At 57.9% G+C, this 17,935-nt stretch carries 13 protein-coding genes, 1 pseudogene and 1 riboswitch; of the genes and pseudogenes, 4 read left to right on the forward strand and 10 right to left on the reverse strand.

Going from position 1 to position 17,935, the window contains the following annotated elements; all coding sequences use genetic code 11:
- The first annotated feature begins 67 nt into the window (after window positions 1–67).
- Complete coding sequence (locus tag AC04MD_RS05015) at window positions 68–310, forward strand: helix-turn-helix domain-containing protein (protein WP_475496220.1); 243 nt, start codon at window positions 68–70, stop codon at window positions 308–310.
- Window positions 311–464: 154 nt separating this feature from the next.
- On the opposite strand, the pseudogene AC04MD_RS05020 reads toward AC04MD_RS05015, so the two are convergent.
- From AC04MD_RS05020 to AC04MD_RS05030, 3 genes and pseudogenes are all read right to left on the reverse strand, one after another.
- Window positions 465–1,492: pseudogene (locus AC04MD_RS05020) on the reverse strand (IS3 family transposase); the annotation flags it as partial.
- 84 nt (window positions 1,493–1,576) lie between these two features.
- Window positions 1,577–1,771 carry an Arm DNA-binding domain-containing protein gene (locus AC04MD_RS05025; RefSeq protein ID WP_475496221.1) on the reverse strand — a complete coding sequence of 65 codons (195 nt, stop codon included), beginning with the start codon at window positions 1,769–1,771 and terminating at the stop codon, window positions 1,577–1,579.
- A 135-nt stretch (window positions 1,772–1,906) separates the two neighbouring features.
- Complete coding sequence (locus tag AC04MD_RS05030) at window positions 1,907–2,566, reverse strand: hypothetical protein (RefSeq protein WP_475496222.1); 660 nt, start codon at window positions 2,564–2,566, stop codon at window positions 1,907–1,909.
- A 762-nt stretch (window positions 2,567–3,328) separates the two neighbouring features.
- Window positions 3,329–3,547: riboswitch (cobalamin riboswitch) on the reverse strand.
- A 257-nt stretch (window positions 3,548–3,804) separates the two neighbouring features.
- Here AC04MD_RS05030 and AC04MD_RS05035 point away from each other — a divergent pair.
- The 3 genes from AC04MD_RS05035 (at window position 3,805) to AC04MD_RS05045 (ending at window position 6,936) form a co-directional block, all read left to right on the forward strand.
- Complete coding sequence (locus tag AC04MD_RS05035; RefSeq protein WP_475496223.1) at window positions 3,805–4,668, forward strand: restriction endonuclease; 864 nt, start codon at window positions 3,805–3,807, stop codon at window positions 4,666–4,668.
- A 33-nt stretch (window positions 4,669–4,701) separates the two neighbouring features.
- On the forward strand, window positions 4,702–5,430 hold the full coding sequence (locus AC04MD_RS05040; protein ID WP_475496224.1) for a hypothetical protein: 729 nt from the start codon (window positions 4,702–4,704) through the stop codon (window positions 5,428–5,430).
- Window positions 5,431–5,799: 369 nt separating this feature from the next.
- Window positions 5,800–6,936, forward strand: coding sequence for a HEPN-associated N-terminal domain-containing protein (locus tag AC04MD_RS05045; protein ID WP_475496225.1), 1,137 nt, complete (start codon window positions 5,800–5,802; stop codon window positions 6,934–6,936).
- Window positions 6,937–6,993: 57 nt separating this feature from the next.
- Here the strand turns inward: AC04MD_RS05045 and AC04MD_RS05050 are convergent, their stop codons facing one another.
- The 7 genes from AC04MD_RS05050 to AC04MD_RS05080 all read right to left on the reverse strand — a co-directional run bounded on the left by AC04MD_RS05050 (window position 6,994) and on the right by AC04MD_RS05080 (window position 17,488).
- Window positions 6,994–8,148 carry an IS256 family transposase gene (locus tag AC04MD_RS05050; RefSeq protein ID WP_475496226.1) on the reverse strand — a complete coding sequence of 385 codons (1,155 nt, stop codon included), beginning with the start codon at window positions 8,146–8,148 and terminating at the stop codon, window positions 6,994–6,996.
- Window positions 8,149–8,669: 521 nt separating this feature from the next.
- Window positions 8,670–9,266 (reverse strand): hypothetical protein, encoded by a 597-nt coding sequence (locus AC04MD_RS05055; RefSeq protein ID WP_475496227.1) that lies wholly within the window; start codon window positions 9,264–9,266, stop codon window positions 8,670–8,672.
- A gap of 524 nt (window positions 9,267–9,790) precedes the next feature.
- Complete coding sequence (locus AC04MD_RS05060) at window positions 9,791–10,237, reverse strand: hypothetical protein (protein ID WP_475496228.1); 447 nt, start codon at window positions 10,235–10,237, stop codon at window positions 9,791–9,793.
- Window positions 10,234–10,485, reverse strand: a complete 252-nt coding sequence (locus AC04MD_RS05065; protein ID WP_475496229.1) for a hypothetical protein — start codon at window positions 10,483–10,485, stop codon at window positions 10,234–10,236. The genes AC04MD_RS05060 and AC04MD_RS05065 overlap by 4 nt, the downstream gene beginning before the upstream one ends.
- A 1,456-nt stretch (window positions 10,486–11,941) precedes the next feature.
- Entirely contained in the window at window positions 11,942–12,307 is a 366-nt protein-coding gene (locus AC04MD_RS05070) for a hypothetical protein (protein ID WP_475496230.1), read from the reverse strand.
- Window positions 12,308–12,356: 49 nt separating this feature from the next.
- Window positions 12,357–13,574: a tyrosine-type recombinase/integrase gene (locus AC04MD_RS05075; RefSeq protein WP_475496231.1), complete on the reverse strand. Its 1,218-nt coding sequence runs from the start codon at window positions 13,572–13,574 to the stop codon at window positions 12,357–12,359.
- Window positions 13,575–13,825: 251 nt separating this feature from the next.
- Window positions 13,826–17,488 (reverse strand): DUF7149 domain-containing protein, encoded by a 3,663-nt coding sequence (locus tag AC04MD_RS05080; protein ID WP_475496232.1) that lies wholly within the window; start codon window positions 17,486–17,488, stop codon window positions 13,826–13,828.
- Between the last annotated feature and the right edge of the window lie 447 nt (window positions 17,489–17,935).

Genomic DNA, 17,935 nt, shown 5'->3' on the forward strand with positions numbered 1-17,935 from the left:
AGACGACACATGGCGTCTGTCAACGACAAACGTCGCGTTTAATCGACGTCATTAAGCATTCATTCATATGATTCGATTCCGCCTCACCGAGCTGATAGCCGACAAAGCGTTCCGAGAGCGGCGAGTCGTATCGCTTACGGAGGTGGCAGAGGCCACAGGCATCCATCGGGCGACACTGTCCAAAGTCGCAAACCAGCCTGGCGCTAATGTGGGCACTGAGATCATCGACCGACTGTGTCGGTACTTCGGCTGCCAACCGGGACAACTACTCGTTTACGTGGACGAGGATGTGCTGCCACGTGTTGAGTAGTTGAGAACCCCCACGTATACCTAGGGAAGTAGGCCGCTAGCTTCTCAATGGCTGCCGCCAGATGTTCCGGTCCCAGATGGACAGCGCGAGCAGGACGGCTGTCGGGAGTTCCCTATTGCTGCGGATTGCGGCGCGTAGTCGTTGCTCTGGGGTTCTACCCCGTTTCCACGGACTGTTGGGTTAAGAGTCTAAAGGCCTGATCCTTGGCATCGAGCCTTCGCTGGATGAGCGGATTGTGGAACCGCTCGATGTAGTCGAACACATCGCTCCTGGCCTCTGCCAAGGTCAGGTAGCGCCGGCGGTGAACCCGTTCGCGCTTGAGCTTGCCGAAGAAGCCTTCAGCCGCCGCGTTGTCCCCGCAGTGACCCACCTCGCTCATGCTGCTGATGATGTGGTGGTCCTTCAGGAACTGCTGGTACTCGGCACTGGTGAACTGCGTACCGCGGTCGGAGTGCAGGATCACCGAGTTGCGATCCGATCGCTGCCAGCTCGCCATCATCACCGCCTTGAGCACCAGGTGCCGATCCTGCACCGGTGCCATCGACCAGCCGACGACCTTGCCGGAGTACAGATCCAGCACGGCGCACAGATACAGCCAACCTTCCCCTGTTCGGATGTAGGTGATGTCCACGACCCATTTGGTGTTGGGCTCGTTGGCGGTGAAGTCGCGGGCCAGATGGTTACGCACGAAGGTCGGGCGCACGCCCGAGCGCTTGTGCCGCCAGCGCCGCTTCTGCGGCACGCCCGACAGGTCGGCACCGGCCATCAGCCTGGCGATCCGGTTGAGGCTGGCCGTCTCGCCCTCGTAGCCCAGCACTTCGTGCATGCGCGGTGCGCCCATCACGCCGTCGCTGGCCGCATGATGCTCGCGGATCTTCACAAGCAACCGGGCATTGTCCTGATCGCGGGCACTGGGTGAACGCGACGCCCAACCGTGGAATCCGCTGGGCGAGACCTTCAGGCAACGACACATATGGCGGATCGGGTACTGGTCGCGGTGGCGTCGGATCGCCTCGTACCTCAAGACGATTCCTTGGCGAAGAACGCCGCCGCATCGCGCAAAAAATCCCGCTCCTTCTTCACCCGCGCCAGTTCGAGCTTGAGCGCGAGCAACTCCTGATCACGAGCCACGCCATTGCCGGGGAATGCCTTCTTGCCGTCGGCTTCCAGATCACGTCGCCACAGGTGGTGCTAATTTCTGGTCACTCGTTCCGCTAGCTACCTCAATCTCCAACCGATCGGCAGGGGCGGTCTGGAACGAAACCATCAGGTCTGGGTCAGGTGCCCAGCCGACCCCAGCGTACGACGCTTGCCGTGCTCCCAGGTGACGACCCAGGCTTTATGCCCACTGGGTTGCACCCGGAGCAGGAGGCCGCGTATCTGCGTGTCCCTGAGCTCGTACGCCCGTTCCTTGGGCTGGGCAGTGGCAACGAGGCGCTTGGTAAGGGCGGTGACTGACATCCGGGCTGCTTCCGTGGTTGGCGTAAGCCAACGATAGGAAGGGCCGAAGGTTCATGATTGGATGCGGATCGTCCGCAACCGTTAGACGAGTAGGCAGGCCATGAGGGCCTGCCTACAAACAAATGCTCGCCGAGCTTAGGGATCGATGGAGGGCCAGAAGCTCTCGATCAGCTTTGCGTTTTCCTGCATCAGCTTGATCGTGCGCTGGCGCGGCTTCCTGCCGCGGTAGAGCATGCCGGTGAACAGGTCGATGAACTCCAACTGCTCCGGACGGACGTCTACGCCGTTCTCCTTCATGATCCAGTGCGCAAGCTCCAGTGTCATGCGTGCCACTTCAGGATCCTGCTCTTCAGCGTTCAAGTTGAAGTAGATGAAGCGCAGGTCGTCACCCTGCAGCGCGAGCAGATCCGGCGACGTGCGCAGTTCGACGTCACCGAGTTCGAGGAGGTAGCGCTTCCACGTGATCAGCTTCAGACCACGGGATGCATGCTCCGAGGCCCAGAACTGCTCCAAGACCCGCATGCTATGCATCCGGCGCGACGGGTTGCCGATGGACTGTACGATAGCGCGCGCGTTGACCAGGCCAGCTTCACCACGTTCGATGAGTTCGCGGATCGCAGAGCGCCCGTACTGGTAGTACGGCGACTTGAAGACCTGTGGCGCGTTCTTGGGGTACTTCTGTTCGCGCAGGATCCGCATCTGTTCGACTGCGGGCAGGCGGAGGAACTTCGCCGCTGCACGGTCCGAGAGGCGGGGCCTGATGACTACGGGACTGAGTTTGGGTAGTGCGGTCATTGCTGTAGACCTCAAAGGTTGATGGTTAGATCAACCCCGACAGATCCATCCCACGCGGGGTGCAGGGATCGGCTGGGAGGTCCAAGTGGGCAGGCGCTCGTGGTTGCTTGGCGGATTACAGGCAAGGGCCTATAATTCCGTGTCTTCGACGACCAGCAGCTCGAGGGCTGTCTACTTGGATCTGGCGGGGCAATACGCTCCCGATAGTTCAGTTGGCTTCACCTCCTATTGCTGCTGTTGCTTCACCCAGACGCCCCGCACTCGCAATGTGGGGCGTTTGGTTTTCAGCGTTTGCTGAACGAAGTATACCCATGAATCTAGGAGATTGGGATAGATGCCTACACTACTTGTAGTAGCGTCACTCTATCTTCGTGCCCTACATCTTGGGTTCTGTGGGTAACATGTGGGTAAGTTTGTGAATGAGTCTCTGTGTTGCATGCGACATGCCATAGGGCTCGTCGGCGTAAGGCTGCTTGCATCTCCACCACCGAACAGCCCGGACAAATGTCGCGGCTCCTACTGCTGACGCCAGCACCAGGGCAGCGTTAGCCAAGATCCTTCCGGCGACCTCAGCCCCACGAGTGCTCATAGCACTCCAGATCTGAAGCTTGTTCCTATTGGCTTCGTTCTTCATCGGTCCATGTCCGCTAAGCGCACTTCCACCAGCCCGGGCAGTGGGTGATCTGGGTGCAGTCGCGGGACGAGAACCACAATAGAAGCCCCGCGACTGACGCAACGCCAGTCGACCACCCCATCGCGTGCACTGAAATGGGGTCGTCGGCAGGTCTTCGGACTCATGGGCGTGGAAGGCTGGCCTTCCTCCTAATCCGCCGCTTCCCGAGGCATGGGCCTCAGTGCTGTGTGGCGGGGTCGTTCCCAATTACCGCTGCGGGGCAGTGCCGGAGTGGCGCGAACGCGTCACCGGCTTCCCTTTTCATCCGGAGACTAGCGATCCCCGGAACCGACGAGGCGAAGATAGTGGGGGTTTTGGGGAAGGTCAACACTAAATGTTGTGTGGAACAGTGGATATAGATTTTCAGCGGGTTTCACGACGAAGGAGATAATCCGGGGCCTGAAAAAGTTGAGATGAAACTTGGGCGTTGGGGGCGTCCCGCGCGGATTTGGCTGAGCCCAAAGAGCGGACTACTTTGCTCCCCTAAGCAAGACATCACGTCAAAGGCCGCTGGTGCCAATCGCCGCAAGCCGACATCATGATGATGTCTAGGTCAGGGGGTTTCATGTCGAACATCAAGGCATCAGACATGCGCGTTATTGATCGTGTTCTGGGCATGGAGTCGGGCTATGTTCTGAACTTCTCTGACAGGACGATCGCTGAATTCTTCTTGGATGAGCTAAACATCGACTTTACCGATTCGCGCTTCGCTGAAAACGGAACATCCAAGGCGAAGCGTCTGCGCACTTTCCTGCAAACCGTAGATAAAGGAACTGCCGCACGCACTCTTCGAGAACTTCTGAAGTATCGCGCCAGCATGTACCAACTATCCCGTCAGAAAGACGATCTTCCGAATGCTGATGGAATGTTACTGGAGGTAATCGCGAGGCTCGAAGGAAAAACTGCTGGCGATGATACGAATCGGGTGCCATCTCCTGCATCAGTGCCGGTGCCCATAGAGGCACTGAAGTCAGCGCTTATTGCGTTGCATGACTTGGCGCCACAGCCGCGTGGATATGCCTTTGAGACATTCCTTACAGAATTGTTCCGAGCATATGGGCTGCAGCCGAACAGTCCCTTTAGGCTGGTAGGTGAGCAGATAGATGGGAGTTTTAAGTTTGACGGTGAGTTTTATCTACTAGAGGCCAAATGGCACGGGCCGCGAACACCGGCTGCTGACTTGCGCAACTTCCATGGGAAAGTGCAAGAGAAGGCGTCCTGGGCTCGCGGGTTGTTCATCAGCAACAGTGGATTCACTGGAGAGGGTCTTCTGGCGTTCGGGCGCGCCAAAAGCATCATCTGTATGGATGGTTTAGACCTCTGGACGATGCTCGAACGGCGGATACCGTTAACGGAAGTCCTCGATAGAAAAGTTCGCCACGCTGCGGAACGCGGGGCAGTGTTTTGTACGGTGGCTGATCTCTTCTAAGGCACCGTGCGATTCCGGCAAAGAGAGGGTGACTTGGACATCAACGCAGTGCTTAGCGGAACAGACGTAACGATTGCCGGGGTGGCGAATCAACTTATTCGCCTTAGAGAGGCTGCGGGAGGGCTCTCGCTGGCTCAGTCAGATGTGCGAGGTGCAAAACGGCAGGCCGGGACTGCGCTCCTTACCTCTGCCCTGGATCTCGGTGCAGCAATGGGGCGACTCTGCAAATGCGACCCGCTGCACTCCTGGGTGGCTGCTCATCTTTTGCAGCGGCCACAGTTTGAACAGTGCATGCGTGGTTGCTTCTTTGCAGGGCCAGCCACAATTGAAGAGGCGCAGGCGTTTGTCAGCGAAGATCGCATGCCCAAGCGTAAGGGCGCCCGCGGCAAGCTCGCGCCGATCACCCTGGCGCGGATCACTGTGGAAACTTCGAACCATTGGGGAGGCGGGGGCGTTCCCTCTAAGGTGCTAGAGGGGACGAAAGTAGACATGAACGGTTTGGTTCATGGTGGCAAGGTGATTGTGGACATCTACACGCATGGCGATGGAGTGGGTGCGAACAAGGCGACGCCCGAAGAGGTCGGGGCCTCGATGAACAATCCCTTGGTCGTGTCGTGCGTTGCCCTGCAGAGCCTGCTTGCGCTTTGTGACCCAAGCGAAGCGAGGGATGCCGCAGAGGTTGAGCTCAAGGAGGCGCGAAGGCTGTTAGAAAGAATGCGGCCGTTGACCGATGTGGTGCTGGGTCCCAGAAGTGCCGAGTAAGCCGCCTCCACCCCTCCCGCCACCCCAAATCGCACCCAACAAAAAACCCGCCGTGAGGCGGGTTCTTTGTAACGCGTTGAATTTCAAAGAAATTCTGGTGGCTATGGGTGGACTTGAACCACCGACCCCAGCATTATGAGTGACCGCTCGATGCGGCCAAGTCCATGAAAATACTGAGAAATATCAGTGTTTTCCTAAGTGGGAGTGCCGACTTACGTGCCGATAAGCCGGCCTGAAGCCGGTGCGCTTCGGCGCGGTGTCGGATTGCTACTACGGGTCCGAGCGATTCGTTGACAGCTGGCTGGTCCGCCAGAAGAGCAAAGCGTTGCCCTATCCTGGCGACTACCAAAACTGCTGGCTTGAGGGCGTATGGCGTTAGTTTGCTCGTCGTGTTTTGACGATCCAGATATTCGGTCGTGGATCCGTGAGCAAGGGGGTGGCAGGGGGTGTGACTTCTGCGACAGATATGATTCGCCCACCTGTGACCTTGAAGGCTTGTGCGGTTACATCACCAGTTGCTTGCGAAAATACTGGGGCTTCGCAGTTGATCAGTTGCCCTATGAGACCAGGGAGGGCGGCTATCAGGGGGCGCCTACTTGGGATACCTACGACTTACTACTGGATGAAATTGGAATTAGCCTTCCGCGCGACCATAAAGATCGCTTGCTTCGCGCTCTTATCGCTGAGCTTCCAAGTGAAACATGGTGTGACTATGACTGGCTCAGGCTGGATGAGGATGAGTCGCTGAAGCTGGGCTGGGAGAGATTCTGCAGCATTGTTAAACACGAGCGGCGGTTCTTCTTCAACCGCATTGTGGAGGATGACGATTCTTACTCGCCCCAGGATGTGCTCAATTCCATTGCCAGCCTCTGCCTAGATATGGGGCTAATTCGCGCCCTCCCGATAGGCCTGACTGCATGGCGGGCGAGAACCGACCTGTCGCCGAGATCGAAGTACCACGCATCCGACTTTGGTCCACCTCCTCCAGAAAAGTCCTTGCAAAGTAACCGGATGAATCCTCCCGGCGTGCCTATGCTGTATCTCGCATCAACCGCCATCGGGGCGATCCATGAAGTGAAGGCTATGAGCGGCCGAGTAGGCCGGTGGTCAACGTTGCGTCCCTTGAATGTGCTTGATCTGCGTAAGCTGCCAGCTGTTCCGGGAATCTTCTCTGACGCCACAAGGTTTGAGCGTCTAGGTGCGCGCTTCTTGACGGAGTTCGCGCAGTCCATCATGAGGCCTGTAGCGAGGGACGACCGCGCACACATTGATTACCTCCCTTCGCAAGTGGTCACGGAGTTTCTACGCGACTATAAGTTTGATGAAATGAAACTAGATGGGATTGCATATGGGAGTGTCGTGCATCCTCCGGCCTGGAACATTGTGCTATTCGCTAGCAGCGCTGACATGGGTCTGGTGAAGCGGGAGTGGTATGAAGAAGACGCTCCACAGTGGATTGAGTTCCGTGGAGGAAAGTTTGTGCGCCTTGACGCTAAGCCGGACTGAAGCTGGGTGACGTGCTAGCCAATATGCGAAGGGTCAGCGTCGGTCTGCATCGGACGGCTACTCATCAGGGCCGAACTGGATCGCGAAGCGGTTCAGCGCGGCCTTCCAGTCGTGGACCGGGAGCGACCATCGGCGGCTGATGTTCCGCAACGCCAAGTAGAGCAGCTTCACCAATGACTCATCGTTCTGGAACGAGCCTCTATAGCGCATCACTCGCCGCAGGCTCATGTTGACCGACTCGATGGTGTTGGTCGTGTAGATGATCTTCCGGATCTCCTTCGGGAAGTCGAAGAAGGGTGTCAGCTGGGCCCAGTTCCGGCGCCAGGCCTGACCAATCGTCGGATAATCGTCACCCCACTTCGTCTCGAAATCGGCAAGTGCCTGTGTCGCGGCTTCAACCGTCGTGGCTGTGTAAATCGGGCGTAGATCGAGCGCCACGTCCTTGCGGGACTTCCAGGAGACGAAATCAAGGCTGTTCCTGACCATATGCACCACGCACAGCTGCACGATGGTCTTCGGGAAAACAGCAGCTATGGCTTCCGGGAAGCCTTTGAGGCCGTCCACGCAGGCGATGTGTATGTCCTGGACTCCGCGATTCTTGATCTCGGTGAGCACCTGGAGCCAGAACTTCGCACCCTCGTGCGGTGATATCCAGAGCCCTATTGCCTCCTTCTGGCCGGTCACAGATATACCAATCACCACGTACACAGCTTTGGCTCGTGATGCGCCGTCACGGACGCGGACATGGATGCAGTCCAGATAGATCACTGGATACACGGCATCAAGGGGCCTCGACTGCCAAGCCTTGATCTCGTCAGCTGCGGTGTCGGTAACCTTCGATATCGCGGCCGGCGTCAGCTCTATGCCGTAGAAGTCCATCACCTGCTCCTGGATCTCGCGAGGTGTCAGGCCCTTTGAGTACATCGCCATGATCTTGGTATCCAACCCCTGTGGCATGGCGTGCCCCCTGGGGGCCCTGCTATGGGATGGGTTCTTGCCGTCAGCCGCCCTGGTGTCACCTGTGTCCAGCGCGACTTCATGGGCTGACGGAAGCCTGGCCGCCGGGCTGGCCTGCAAGTTCAGAGAGCGTGCTATCAGCTGCTGGGCCAGTTGTTGTATCAGGCCGTCGTTGGCGAGGATGTCCTCTCGTGGCCGGTCAGCGAGCAGGGCGTCGATGATGTCGTTCGATATCGGTTGAGTGCGCTTCGACATAAGTTCACTGCCTGATGAGCGGAGGCGCAATTTCTACGGGGGTGGTGTTACCCGCGCATTTCACTCGAACTACGGGGAGCGTGATCTGCAGTCGACAGTCCGTATATGTGCGTGACCTCGCGTTTCCGGCCGATAGGCGCGTACGCACGGGCTGATCTTCGCGAGACTGTGGTAGCCCCGCTCCGGGCGCGGCAGGCCGAGGATCATCCGCATCTGCTCTGAATTGCCGACCCTTGCACTTCTGATGCCAGGGCCGCCGACGCTGGGTTGACCGGAACTCCTGGCCGAACAAGGAGTTCCACGCGAGACTCCGATGCGCTGTCGTGCGGTAAGTGGCCTGTAAGCCGGACGGATGTGAAACGCCAGGCTGGCTGGGACGCTGCCTGGGCGATGCCGACGGCCGAACGCTCGGGAGTCGCAGGACTGCACCCCGAGCGTACATGGCCGCCCCTGCTTCATCCGCCAACGGCATCGCCTACGATGCCCTTGCCTGTGTAGCGCTTGCCATCACCGGCTGCGAGCTATCGGTCGGTAAGAGGCGTTCGGATCACATCATTGCGTCGCGGCATGGCAATGATCTCCGCTTCGCCCCTCCCCATCTTCAGAACGACATCGTTCCTCTTGACTATCGCTTGTAGCAAGATTGGGCGGCCGGACGCGCGATAGCGATGTAGGAGGGGAAAGCGCCGGGCCACTGATTCATCCAGCGACCACGACAATCCGTTTGCGTTGAAGCTGTGACAGCCGCGCCAGATAGTGAACTCAACTGGCAGAACTTTCCAGGCAGCGCGCTCCTTCTGCGTCATCATTTCTCGCCGGGCGGTGGCGCCGGCACCACGCAGAATCTTTGCGATATCATCGCGATGCAGGCCCAGATTGTCGCAACTCGTCCAGGCGTCCCCCAGGACTCGCATGCGATCAATAGTCGTTGGACCTGATGCATTGTCGGAGTCTGAAAAAAGGGCGAGCACTTTGTTGATTCGAGTGAAGCTGTCTATTCCGTGTCCGTAGATGGTCTTCTCGAGGTGATGCCCTTTTGGTAGGGCGCAGCCCCAGTCGTCGACGTTGACGGCATATTCCAGGAATCGGTTAACCGCGTCTGATTGGTTGATATTCATCGACAGATCTGTTGGTTATCAGGTGGACGTTGGCGGCCGGAGACTCCATGCCGCCACTGAGCGTGAGATCCCCTCGCGGGCCAGAGTTGCTGGAGTCCTCTGCTAAAAAAGTCGTCCCCGCAACTGCACCCCGGCTCGACGCTTCTTCCAGTCGAACAGATCGCTCTCTACATAGCGCTGCACCGTTTGGGCTACACCTGGCTCTGGCCAGCTGTCGACGCTGAGGCGGACGACTCCTGATCGATGGCAGGAAGCTCGCTGAATGACGTGGCCGACTATGGCGCTGACGAGGGCCTCCTCAAGCTCTGCCCAACGATAGCGCTTGTCGATGTGGACATGCTCGATCCCTACGGTGATGCTCGTTGATCCTGGATGGCGTGTAGTTGCGACGCGACATGAAGCCGACGCTGCGCTCAAACCGTCTGCTGTAGAAACATGGAAGCGCACCAAATCCTCCTGCGATTCGTCTGCCAGGCATGTGGACGCCGACAACGAGAACCCGTTCTGAAATGTCATGGGCTCCATCAGTGCACCACCTTGTGGTGCGGAACGCTGCGCCAGGCGTCGCACGACACATCCGACGAGACGATCCCGGGGTCATATGGCTTTCCGGGTTTCGCAGGCTGGATCGGGAGCCACGACAACGCGTATTGCGCCGCATCTCGCTTCTGCTGTGAGCGGGTGCGAATCAGAAGCCCGTGGGTAAGCAACTCCTTGATGCCTGCGGACAGTGAATCCTTACTGTTGATGCCGAAGGTGCGCATGATCGGGGCGGTGGCGATCAGGTGACCGTTGTTGTTGCCCAGGAATCCGGCGCCGATCGAAAGCAGCAGCTTGAGCGCCTTGGGCGACAGCTCCGAGAAATTCTCGTGTCGCAACACCTCCTTCGGGATCCCGATGTAGGTGCAGCCCCACCTCGGGGCGCCGCCGCCGTGGATTGAAGTGCTGGGCTGGAATGATGAAGCGCTCATGCTCGGCCTCCATAGTTCGTCAGGCCGGATACCTGCAGGATTTGTCCAAGGGCTTTGTCGAGGCATCCCCGGGCGCTTGTCAGATCCATCCCCGTCGCAGGCATGCCGAGCAGCCGGAAGGTGAAGCCGATGGCGATGCCAGAGATAAGGGTCATGGCCAGGTGGGCGGCCAGGAGTGTCGCGCAGATCGTCCCGCGGACCAGGTGTAGGGTTTTTGTAGCGATGTTGCTTGATGAAATCTTTGTCACAAACTGCTCCTGCTATGAGATGAAACAACCGCACGCTGAGCTCGTGCCCAGCATGTTCTAACGTTCTAAGTGGGTGCCGCCGACAGGCGCCGTTGGGCCTGGATGCAGGGCAAGACCTGCGGAGTGGGGCGATAGGGCGCGGCCCTATCCAGTGCGTCAGTGTGTGTGCGTTTCATCGTGGACGCGGGTATCGCGCGCCGGCAGCATCCGTGCTGCGGGTCGTACACGGTCAGCATAAGGCTGCCGGGATGAGCTGATACCTCGCGTCACCACTGCCGATCTGCTCGATCAGTGTCGAGATTATAGACGCCGGATGAACATTGACGCCTCACCGCGCGCAACTGGCGGGAAAATAAATTGCTTGCGCATTCAGCGGCTTGTTGGTACTCGCGACGCGCGCAAACAACACTCCTGTTCCGGTCGCTGGATCGGGTGGCGCCAGCAATGGTCATGCCCCCGAAACTGAGAGATGTTCACCCCCGGTAGAACGGACACCTTAGTAGAAGAGAGCCTATAGAACACAGCAAGAGCTCTAGAACAGAATCAAACATCTTCTGTGGTGAAGGATGGCCCGCGGGGTACGTCCAAGGGTCGCCCTTCGGGCTCCGGGGCTTCGCCCCCGCTGGCTTTGCCAGCTCCCCCAGCGCTGCCGCGCGGGCCGTCGCAAGCGCGGCCCGGCTTCGCCGGGCAAGCGCGCTGCGTCGATGAGCTTTCACATCCATCCCGGGATGAGTTTGCAGCCGGTATGGATGGATTGCTGGCAAGACTGGACGGGTCGCCGCCAGCTTCCGGATGTCTTAGATGATCCGCGAATGCGGGGCGCCGGAGAGCTCGCTGGAGGTCTCTGGAGGAGCTCAGGGCTCCGGGTCTACCTGGGCGGATGGAGTGGCCCAGGGCGCAGCGCCTGCGAGGTTCTGGAGTGTCATCAGTTCCGGGATGAAGAGCGCCGTTGGTCTCGCATGCTTTGGCTAGGTATGCAGTCCGGCTGTTGGAGTGGCGCTTGCGGTCGCGGGACGTTGCAGTCAATCGGCAGGTTGAAGGGGAGTGCGTTAGCGAGCAGTGTGATTGCATCCGACGGTTCACCGAACCCGACACGCAAGTGATGTGGACATGACGTGCCCAGGTACTACCTGCATCAGACGCCTGTTCTTCGACGGTCGGAAAGCCCGTCGTTACGTAGCCGTGACTGTTCGCTCACGGCCTTGATGCAATGAAACCTCACGGTATCGTCAATAAGAATTCGCGATCAGCGCCGGGCCAGCGTGGACCAGGGCCATAGCGATCAAGGACTTGTGGTGATGTATAAGCCCGGAAGAGCCGTTGGGAGGTGCCGCATCGCGAAAAAAGATGTGAGTCAGGACTCCGCCAGTGAAGAGCGAAGTCCTAGAGCGGCCCCGGATGTGTGGTAGTGCGTCAGCCGAAATCCGCACAGCCCTGGCCAATCTCCATAGTTCGGCTACTTGATCCTGACCCACTCGCCGCCGTAGATACCAATGCTGCGGTCCATATGCCACGCACGGCGGACCTGGTCGGCCTTACGCGCGTCGGCGTAGAACTGGAAGTCGAAAGACAGGGGTCGGCCATACCCACCGAACCCGTTTTTGGCGCGGACGTCGCATTCGAGGATCGGCTCCTTTGATGCGTAGCGTTCTGCCTGGCTTGGGGTTTGGTCGCTTCGCCAAGAGCAGTCGAACTGGGCGCTGTCCGGGTCGCGGAGCTGGGTCTTGACCAGAGCCTGAGCGGCTTGGAGCTGACGTTCTTCCTGGTTCTTGCAGGCAGTCAGAGCAATGATGAAGAGAACGGACAGGGTGATGATTCGCATTGGGTTGGTTCTCACTGGTGGGCAATGAAGGGTTTGCGAAACGCGCTGCTCAGGCAGCGAGCTTCTCGACGGCTGCTGCCAAGTGTTCCGGCGCGAGGTGGGCATAGCGGAGGGTCATCGTCAGGTCGGCGTGACCGAGCAGCTCACGGACCGTGTTGAGATCGACGCCGGCCATAACCAGGCGGCTCGCGAAGTGGTGGCGCAGGTCGTGAAAGCGGAAGCCTTCGACCCGCGCAGTGGTCAGCAGGGTGTCCCAGGACGACTTGATGCCGGATATGCCGAACACGCTGCCCGACCCGCTGCCTTGCGATGCCCACTGACGGAGCACGGCCATGGCCTCGACGTTCAGGGGTACATGGCGCTGCTTGCCGGACTTGGCGTTCTCCCGGCGAACGGTCAGCATCCGGGCCTGCAGGTTGATGTCCGACCAGTCCAGGGCCAGCAGTTCGCCCCTACGCAGGCCGGTGTTCATTGCCAGCAGCACGACAGGCGTCAGGTGATCGGCATAGGCCCCTGCGGGTACTTCGGGGAACAGCGGACGCTTCCGGGCTGCTCGCCATTCATTGGCTGACCTGCGCGCGGCAGCGTGTTCCAGGTCGCGCGCTGTAAGGGTTTCCCGGAGGCGCTGTTCTTCGGCGGGGCTCAGGAACCGCACCACGCTCCGAGGCTTGGCCGCCTTCATACGTAGCTGCTGGATGGGGTTCTGCTCCAACATTCCCCACTTCACTGCCTTAGCGATCACGGCCCGGAAGCTGGCGAGGTCGCGCCAGGCGGTCGCCTTGGTGATGAAACCCTCCCGGTCAGGGCGGGCCTTGGTCTGCAGACGCTCCATCCACCAGCGCTCGATCCAGGCGGAGTTGATGTCGGACATCGGCATGTCGAGTGCGGCCGGGAAGACTCGCTCCAGGCGACTGATGTACTTGTCCGCCCCTTTCAGTTCGCTGTGGGCCCAGGGGCGGTAGTGGTCGCGCAGGAACTCAGCGAGGGTGATCCTCGGGGCGGCGGGCTTGGCGATGCTGGGTAGCCCGGTCTGGATGTACTCCGCGATGATCTTGCGTGCGATCTCCCGAGCCTCGTCGAGCGTCAGGTGTCCAGCAGACCCTAGCGTGCGACGCTTCCCGTGCTCCCAGGTGACGACCCAGGCTTTATGCCCGCTGGGTTGCACCCGAAGCAGGAGACCGCGTACCTGTGTGTCCCTGAGCTCGTACGCGCGATCCTTGGGCTGTGTAGTCGCGACGAGGCGCTTGGTAAGGGTGGTGACTGACATCCGGGCTGCTTCCGTGGTTGGTGTAAGCCAACGATAGGAAGGGCCGGAGGTTCATGATTGGATGCGGATCGTCCGCGTCTTCGTACTATTCTGAATCAGAAGATGCGAGCTCCGTCATCGAGCGGCGTATCACCGGCTACGTGCAGAGACGTTGAGCCTTTGCGCGATCGCTGGAGCAAGGCGCTCCAATCGTGCTAAGGAAATCGGACCTACTCCGATCCTCGGTGCACGAGTGATACCAAGTGGCAGAGCTACAAGGAGCTTTCAACCAGCATGATCTGTGAGGGGTCCAGGCCGTAGGCCTCGTAAACCAATGCGTCTATGATCGATTCCTGCGCACTCATGTCACATTGTGGCTCTTCCGCACGCTTGGCAAGCGCCTGGCGCGCAGCCTGCTCCAGAGGAATAAGAGCCTCCCCAAGCTGGCGGGGCAGAGGAAATCTGCGAACGTCCTGCACAAGAATCTTAGGGAACTCTCCCTTTGTGGCCTTAGGCGACGCGTTGAAGTGGAAGAAGGTGGCGAGCTTAGAGTTGATGATTGCCCAGAGTGTCTCCAGCGACATCGCTCCACGCTCGGGGATAACAGAGATGATCTGAGGATCGTTAACAAACGTTTCAGCCACAATCGCGGCCAATATACGTGGCGTTGTGATCTCGCGGATGAGGAGCCTCCGTTGGGAGAAGAACCGAGGATCCACATAGCTGGCAACGTGCGGGCCATATTTAACGTAGCGACCGGTTCGTTCGTGGCCATAGCGATGAATTGAGCGGCCCTTCAACTCCTCAATGTAGCTCGCGTCGACCGGGTGGTCGGCGTGCCACTTCTGCTCTTCCTTGATCGCCTTGCCTTCCAACTCGCCGTAGACTTTCACCAAATCGGATAAACGGTAGGGAATATAGCCCTGGGAAACTGCGAACTGTTCTTCCAGCACTGGATGCCCGCGCAAGGCGGAGATCAGCATGAGCACTGAAGGAGACAGGCGTAACGGCAGCGCCCAATTTTGATTCCACTCGTTAAGTACTTTTGTGGCGGCTAGTTCGCGCGGACGGGCTGTAAGTTCAAGGAAAGAGCCGGCGTCAGCAGTGCTCTTAAATCCAAACTCCTCTACGGGGCGGTCGTTTCCGAAAAAGATGATGCAGTTTCGAACTGTCGCGTCCGGGAAAATCTCGAACGCGCTACAGTCCAGAAGCTCAACTATCGACCAGTCTTCAAGGATCTTGGTGCGATAGGTGGACGCGTAAACATTGAACAGCAACCCGTTTGGTACGATAAAGGAAAGTAGTCCTCCAGGACGCAATATCTGCTTCGCTCGATTGATAAACCAATAGAAGATCTCGAAATCTGGGACCTTTCCCAATGTCTTGACCAGGTAGTCGCGATCAAGGCCTGTGACCGAAACCCCATAAGGAGGGTTTCCGATCACCGCATCGAACCCTTCATAAGATCCGTCGTCGCGTAGGACTTCTGGAAACTCGAGTCGCCATTCGAACGAGCTAATGAGTACACGGTTGTTTCTGATCGCGGATACGTGAGATTCCAAACTACTGGCTTCAGCCCTGAGTTTTCCAATTCTTACTGCCTTAGCCTTCTTGTCTTTTGTCGATTCTTCGAACAGAAGTTGCTGGTTCCGGAGCGTATCGAGCTCGGCCTGCACAGAGCGTAGACGACGCACCTTCGGGTCGCTGCCAAAGATCTCAGTGCGAAGATCGCCTTTGATCCGCTCGATCAATGTCTGCATCTCGCGCTTTTCGCCTTTGCTGCGGGCGTTCTGGTAGCTACGGACAGCGGCTCGATAGTCAGCTATTCTCAGTCCTTTCGTTTTCAGTATTGAGCTTATGTCGGTCGCTAGGCCGAACTGCGACACCAATGCATTTCCGCATTTAATGTTGATGTCGATGTTAGGGAGAGTCTCAAGTTCGCGATCAGTGCGATAGTAGGCGCTCTTCAGTAGCTCAATCCACAGTCGCAGTCTGCAGATATTTACCGAGTTTGGGTTTAAATCCACGCCGAACAAGCAGTTCTCTATGAGAAGTTGCTTCTCATGAAAGATTGTCTCTTGGATGCGCTGACTCTCTGCATTCGCTGGGTGGTAACGGAAGAACTCGCCGTCCTCATCTGTCAGCACCAGTTCGTCATTTGCCACCGAGACGGTGTACCACTTGAGCCGACGCCCCGTGCGGTCATAAAGCAGGTTAAGTTCTGCCTTGAGCGCGAGTAGTTCGTTAAGCGCGGAAACGAGGAAGTGGCCAGAGCCAACGGCGGGGTCACAGATGCGCACCGAATTGAAGATGGCATTTGCTTCAGTCGGGTCTGTAATTTTCTCCTGCAGTTGCATTAAGTCGGAACAAGCCCACCCCTTGACGCTGTTGAATTTGCGCAGCACCGCCTCGCGAACTGTATCGCGGCACATCCTCATTGTGACGTAGCCAGGTGTGAAGAATGAGCCATCGCGATAGCCGTTAATCTTCTCGAAGATTAGGCCTAGCACTGACGCGCTAATTAGAGACTTATTCTCTTCTTGGATCGCATCTTGACCTTCGCTGCCGAAGTCGTATGCATCGAGGAAGCGCAGAAGATAGTCCAGGGTTCGCGCAGCCTGGGTGGTGCGGCGTCCATCAGCCTCGCGTAGCACGGTTGACGGCACAACCGACATGGTCAGGTCGTCTTTCAAGTTCCCAATCGTAATCGTTTCGTGTTCAAGCTCAGTTAGCTCAAACAGCGAGCTATTAAGATACGGCACATGCGCAAAGTCGGACAGGTCTTCGCCGCGCTCGCTTCCCTGGCGCGCCAAGACCTGAAAGAAGAGGCTGTCAAGACGATCAAATGTTGTTACTGCCGCGCTTCCCAGGAAGGCTTGACGTTTGTCGCCTTTATGGTAGCCAATGAGCTGTGCTTCGAGCAGTTTCAAGAAGAGGATGCGATTGACCCAGGTCAGAACGAGCTCTAGGGCAACATTGAACAATCGCTCATCACGCGTTGATCCAAAACGTGAAACATTCGAAATTCGCGATAGTTTATCGAGCGAATCGAGTTGGCGAATGGCATTCTCTAGGAGCGAGGCTGGCTGTCGTGCTGATGCGTCAAGGCGGCCAATCACTCGTCCTTTGCGGTCTTTTGTCTCCGACAGCCCAATTATGTGCAGTAGTTCGGTGTAGAACCCAACATGCAGCGTGTTGCTGTCATTCTGAAATGGTTGCTTAAGTAAGTGCTGCGGGGAAAGAAGTTTATAGAGCGCAACCAACTGCACGTCATCAGCGGGGTTTTCGTTGCGTATGGCGCTTTCATAGTTGCGAAGATCAAAATGTGTGAAGCGAAGCTCGCTCTTCGCGCCAGCGATTGCTGGTGTTGCGATCTCTCGATAGAAAAAATCAGTTGTCTTACCCGCTAGTCGGCCTGCTTCAAAATCTCGAAATTTTGCGACCAGCGACTGGTTCTGTGCGAATTCTTTCTCGAAGAACGCAGCGTCAAATATGAACCATTCGTACGCATTGGTGACAATAAGGTGCCGAAGGTCATGATTCGGGGCTCCCTCGCGTAGGCGCTCACGTAGATAATAGAGAAGCAGCTCTTGGAATGCCTTCGTGTTTACGTTCTGAAGGCTTACCATTTGTGTTATGTTTGCTGGTCGCTTGGCTTCAATGATGACGGCAACCGGCGACTGTGGGCCCTCCCCATGGTGCACGACGAGATCGGCACGCTCCTTGGTATTTATGAAGTGCTTCGGCTGGTAGTGCACGCGACGCAGGAAGTCGGCTACCAAGTTCTTGTGGAACTCCTCAGATTCGGTTCGCACACAAGCATCGAGCAGCTCAATCAAGCGCGTTTTGAAGGCATCAATCTCGGTCCTAGTCGGCTTGATCTTCTGATATGCCGGGTTGACCGAGCGACGCGGGTCTATGCTGGTTAGGATCATGAGCCAAGTTGAGGGTTAGTGGGCCGAGTGCTATGTCATGGAACGTGTGAAGCGATGTTGCATGCTAGCGGACTGTAGGTGCCGTTGGGTTCTGCCCGAGCACTGCCCGCTTCAGTGCCTTAGCGGTCGCAGCACGGAGGTGGTGATTTCGCGCTAAACGGTCACCTTAGTGATGAGGCTCACCAGGTCAGACCAAAGCCTTAGTCTGGAGGCGCGCCATCCAGCAGTGTTCGACCCAGACGACACTGGTTCGACAAAGGCATATCCAGTGCATCCGGGAATGCGCTCTCCGCAGTTGATGTAGTTGCCTGCCCTTTTTAGTTTGCTGACAGCCCAGTCGCGACGAGATGGTTGGTGAGGAGGGTGACTGATATCCGAGGTGCTTCTATGTTTGGTGTAAGCCAGTGAAACGAGGGATCGGCGGTCCATGATTGGACGCTGATCGTC

The sequence above is a fragment of the Pseudoxanthomonas sp. LjRoot206 genome, from assembly GCF_056175725.1.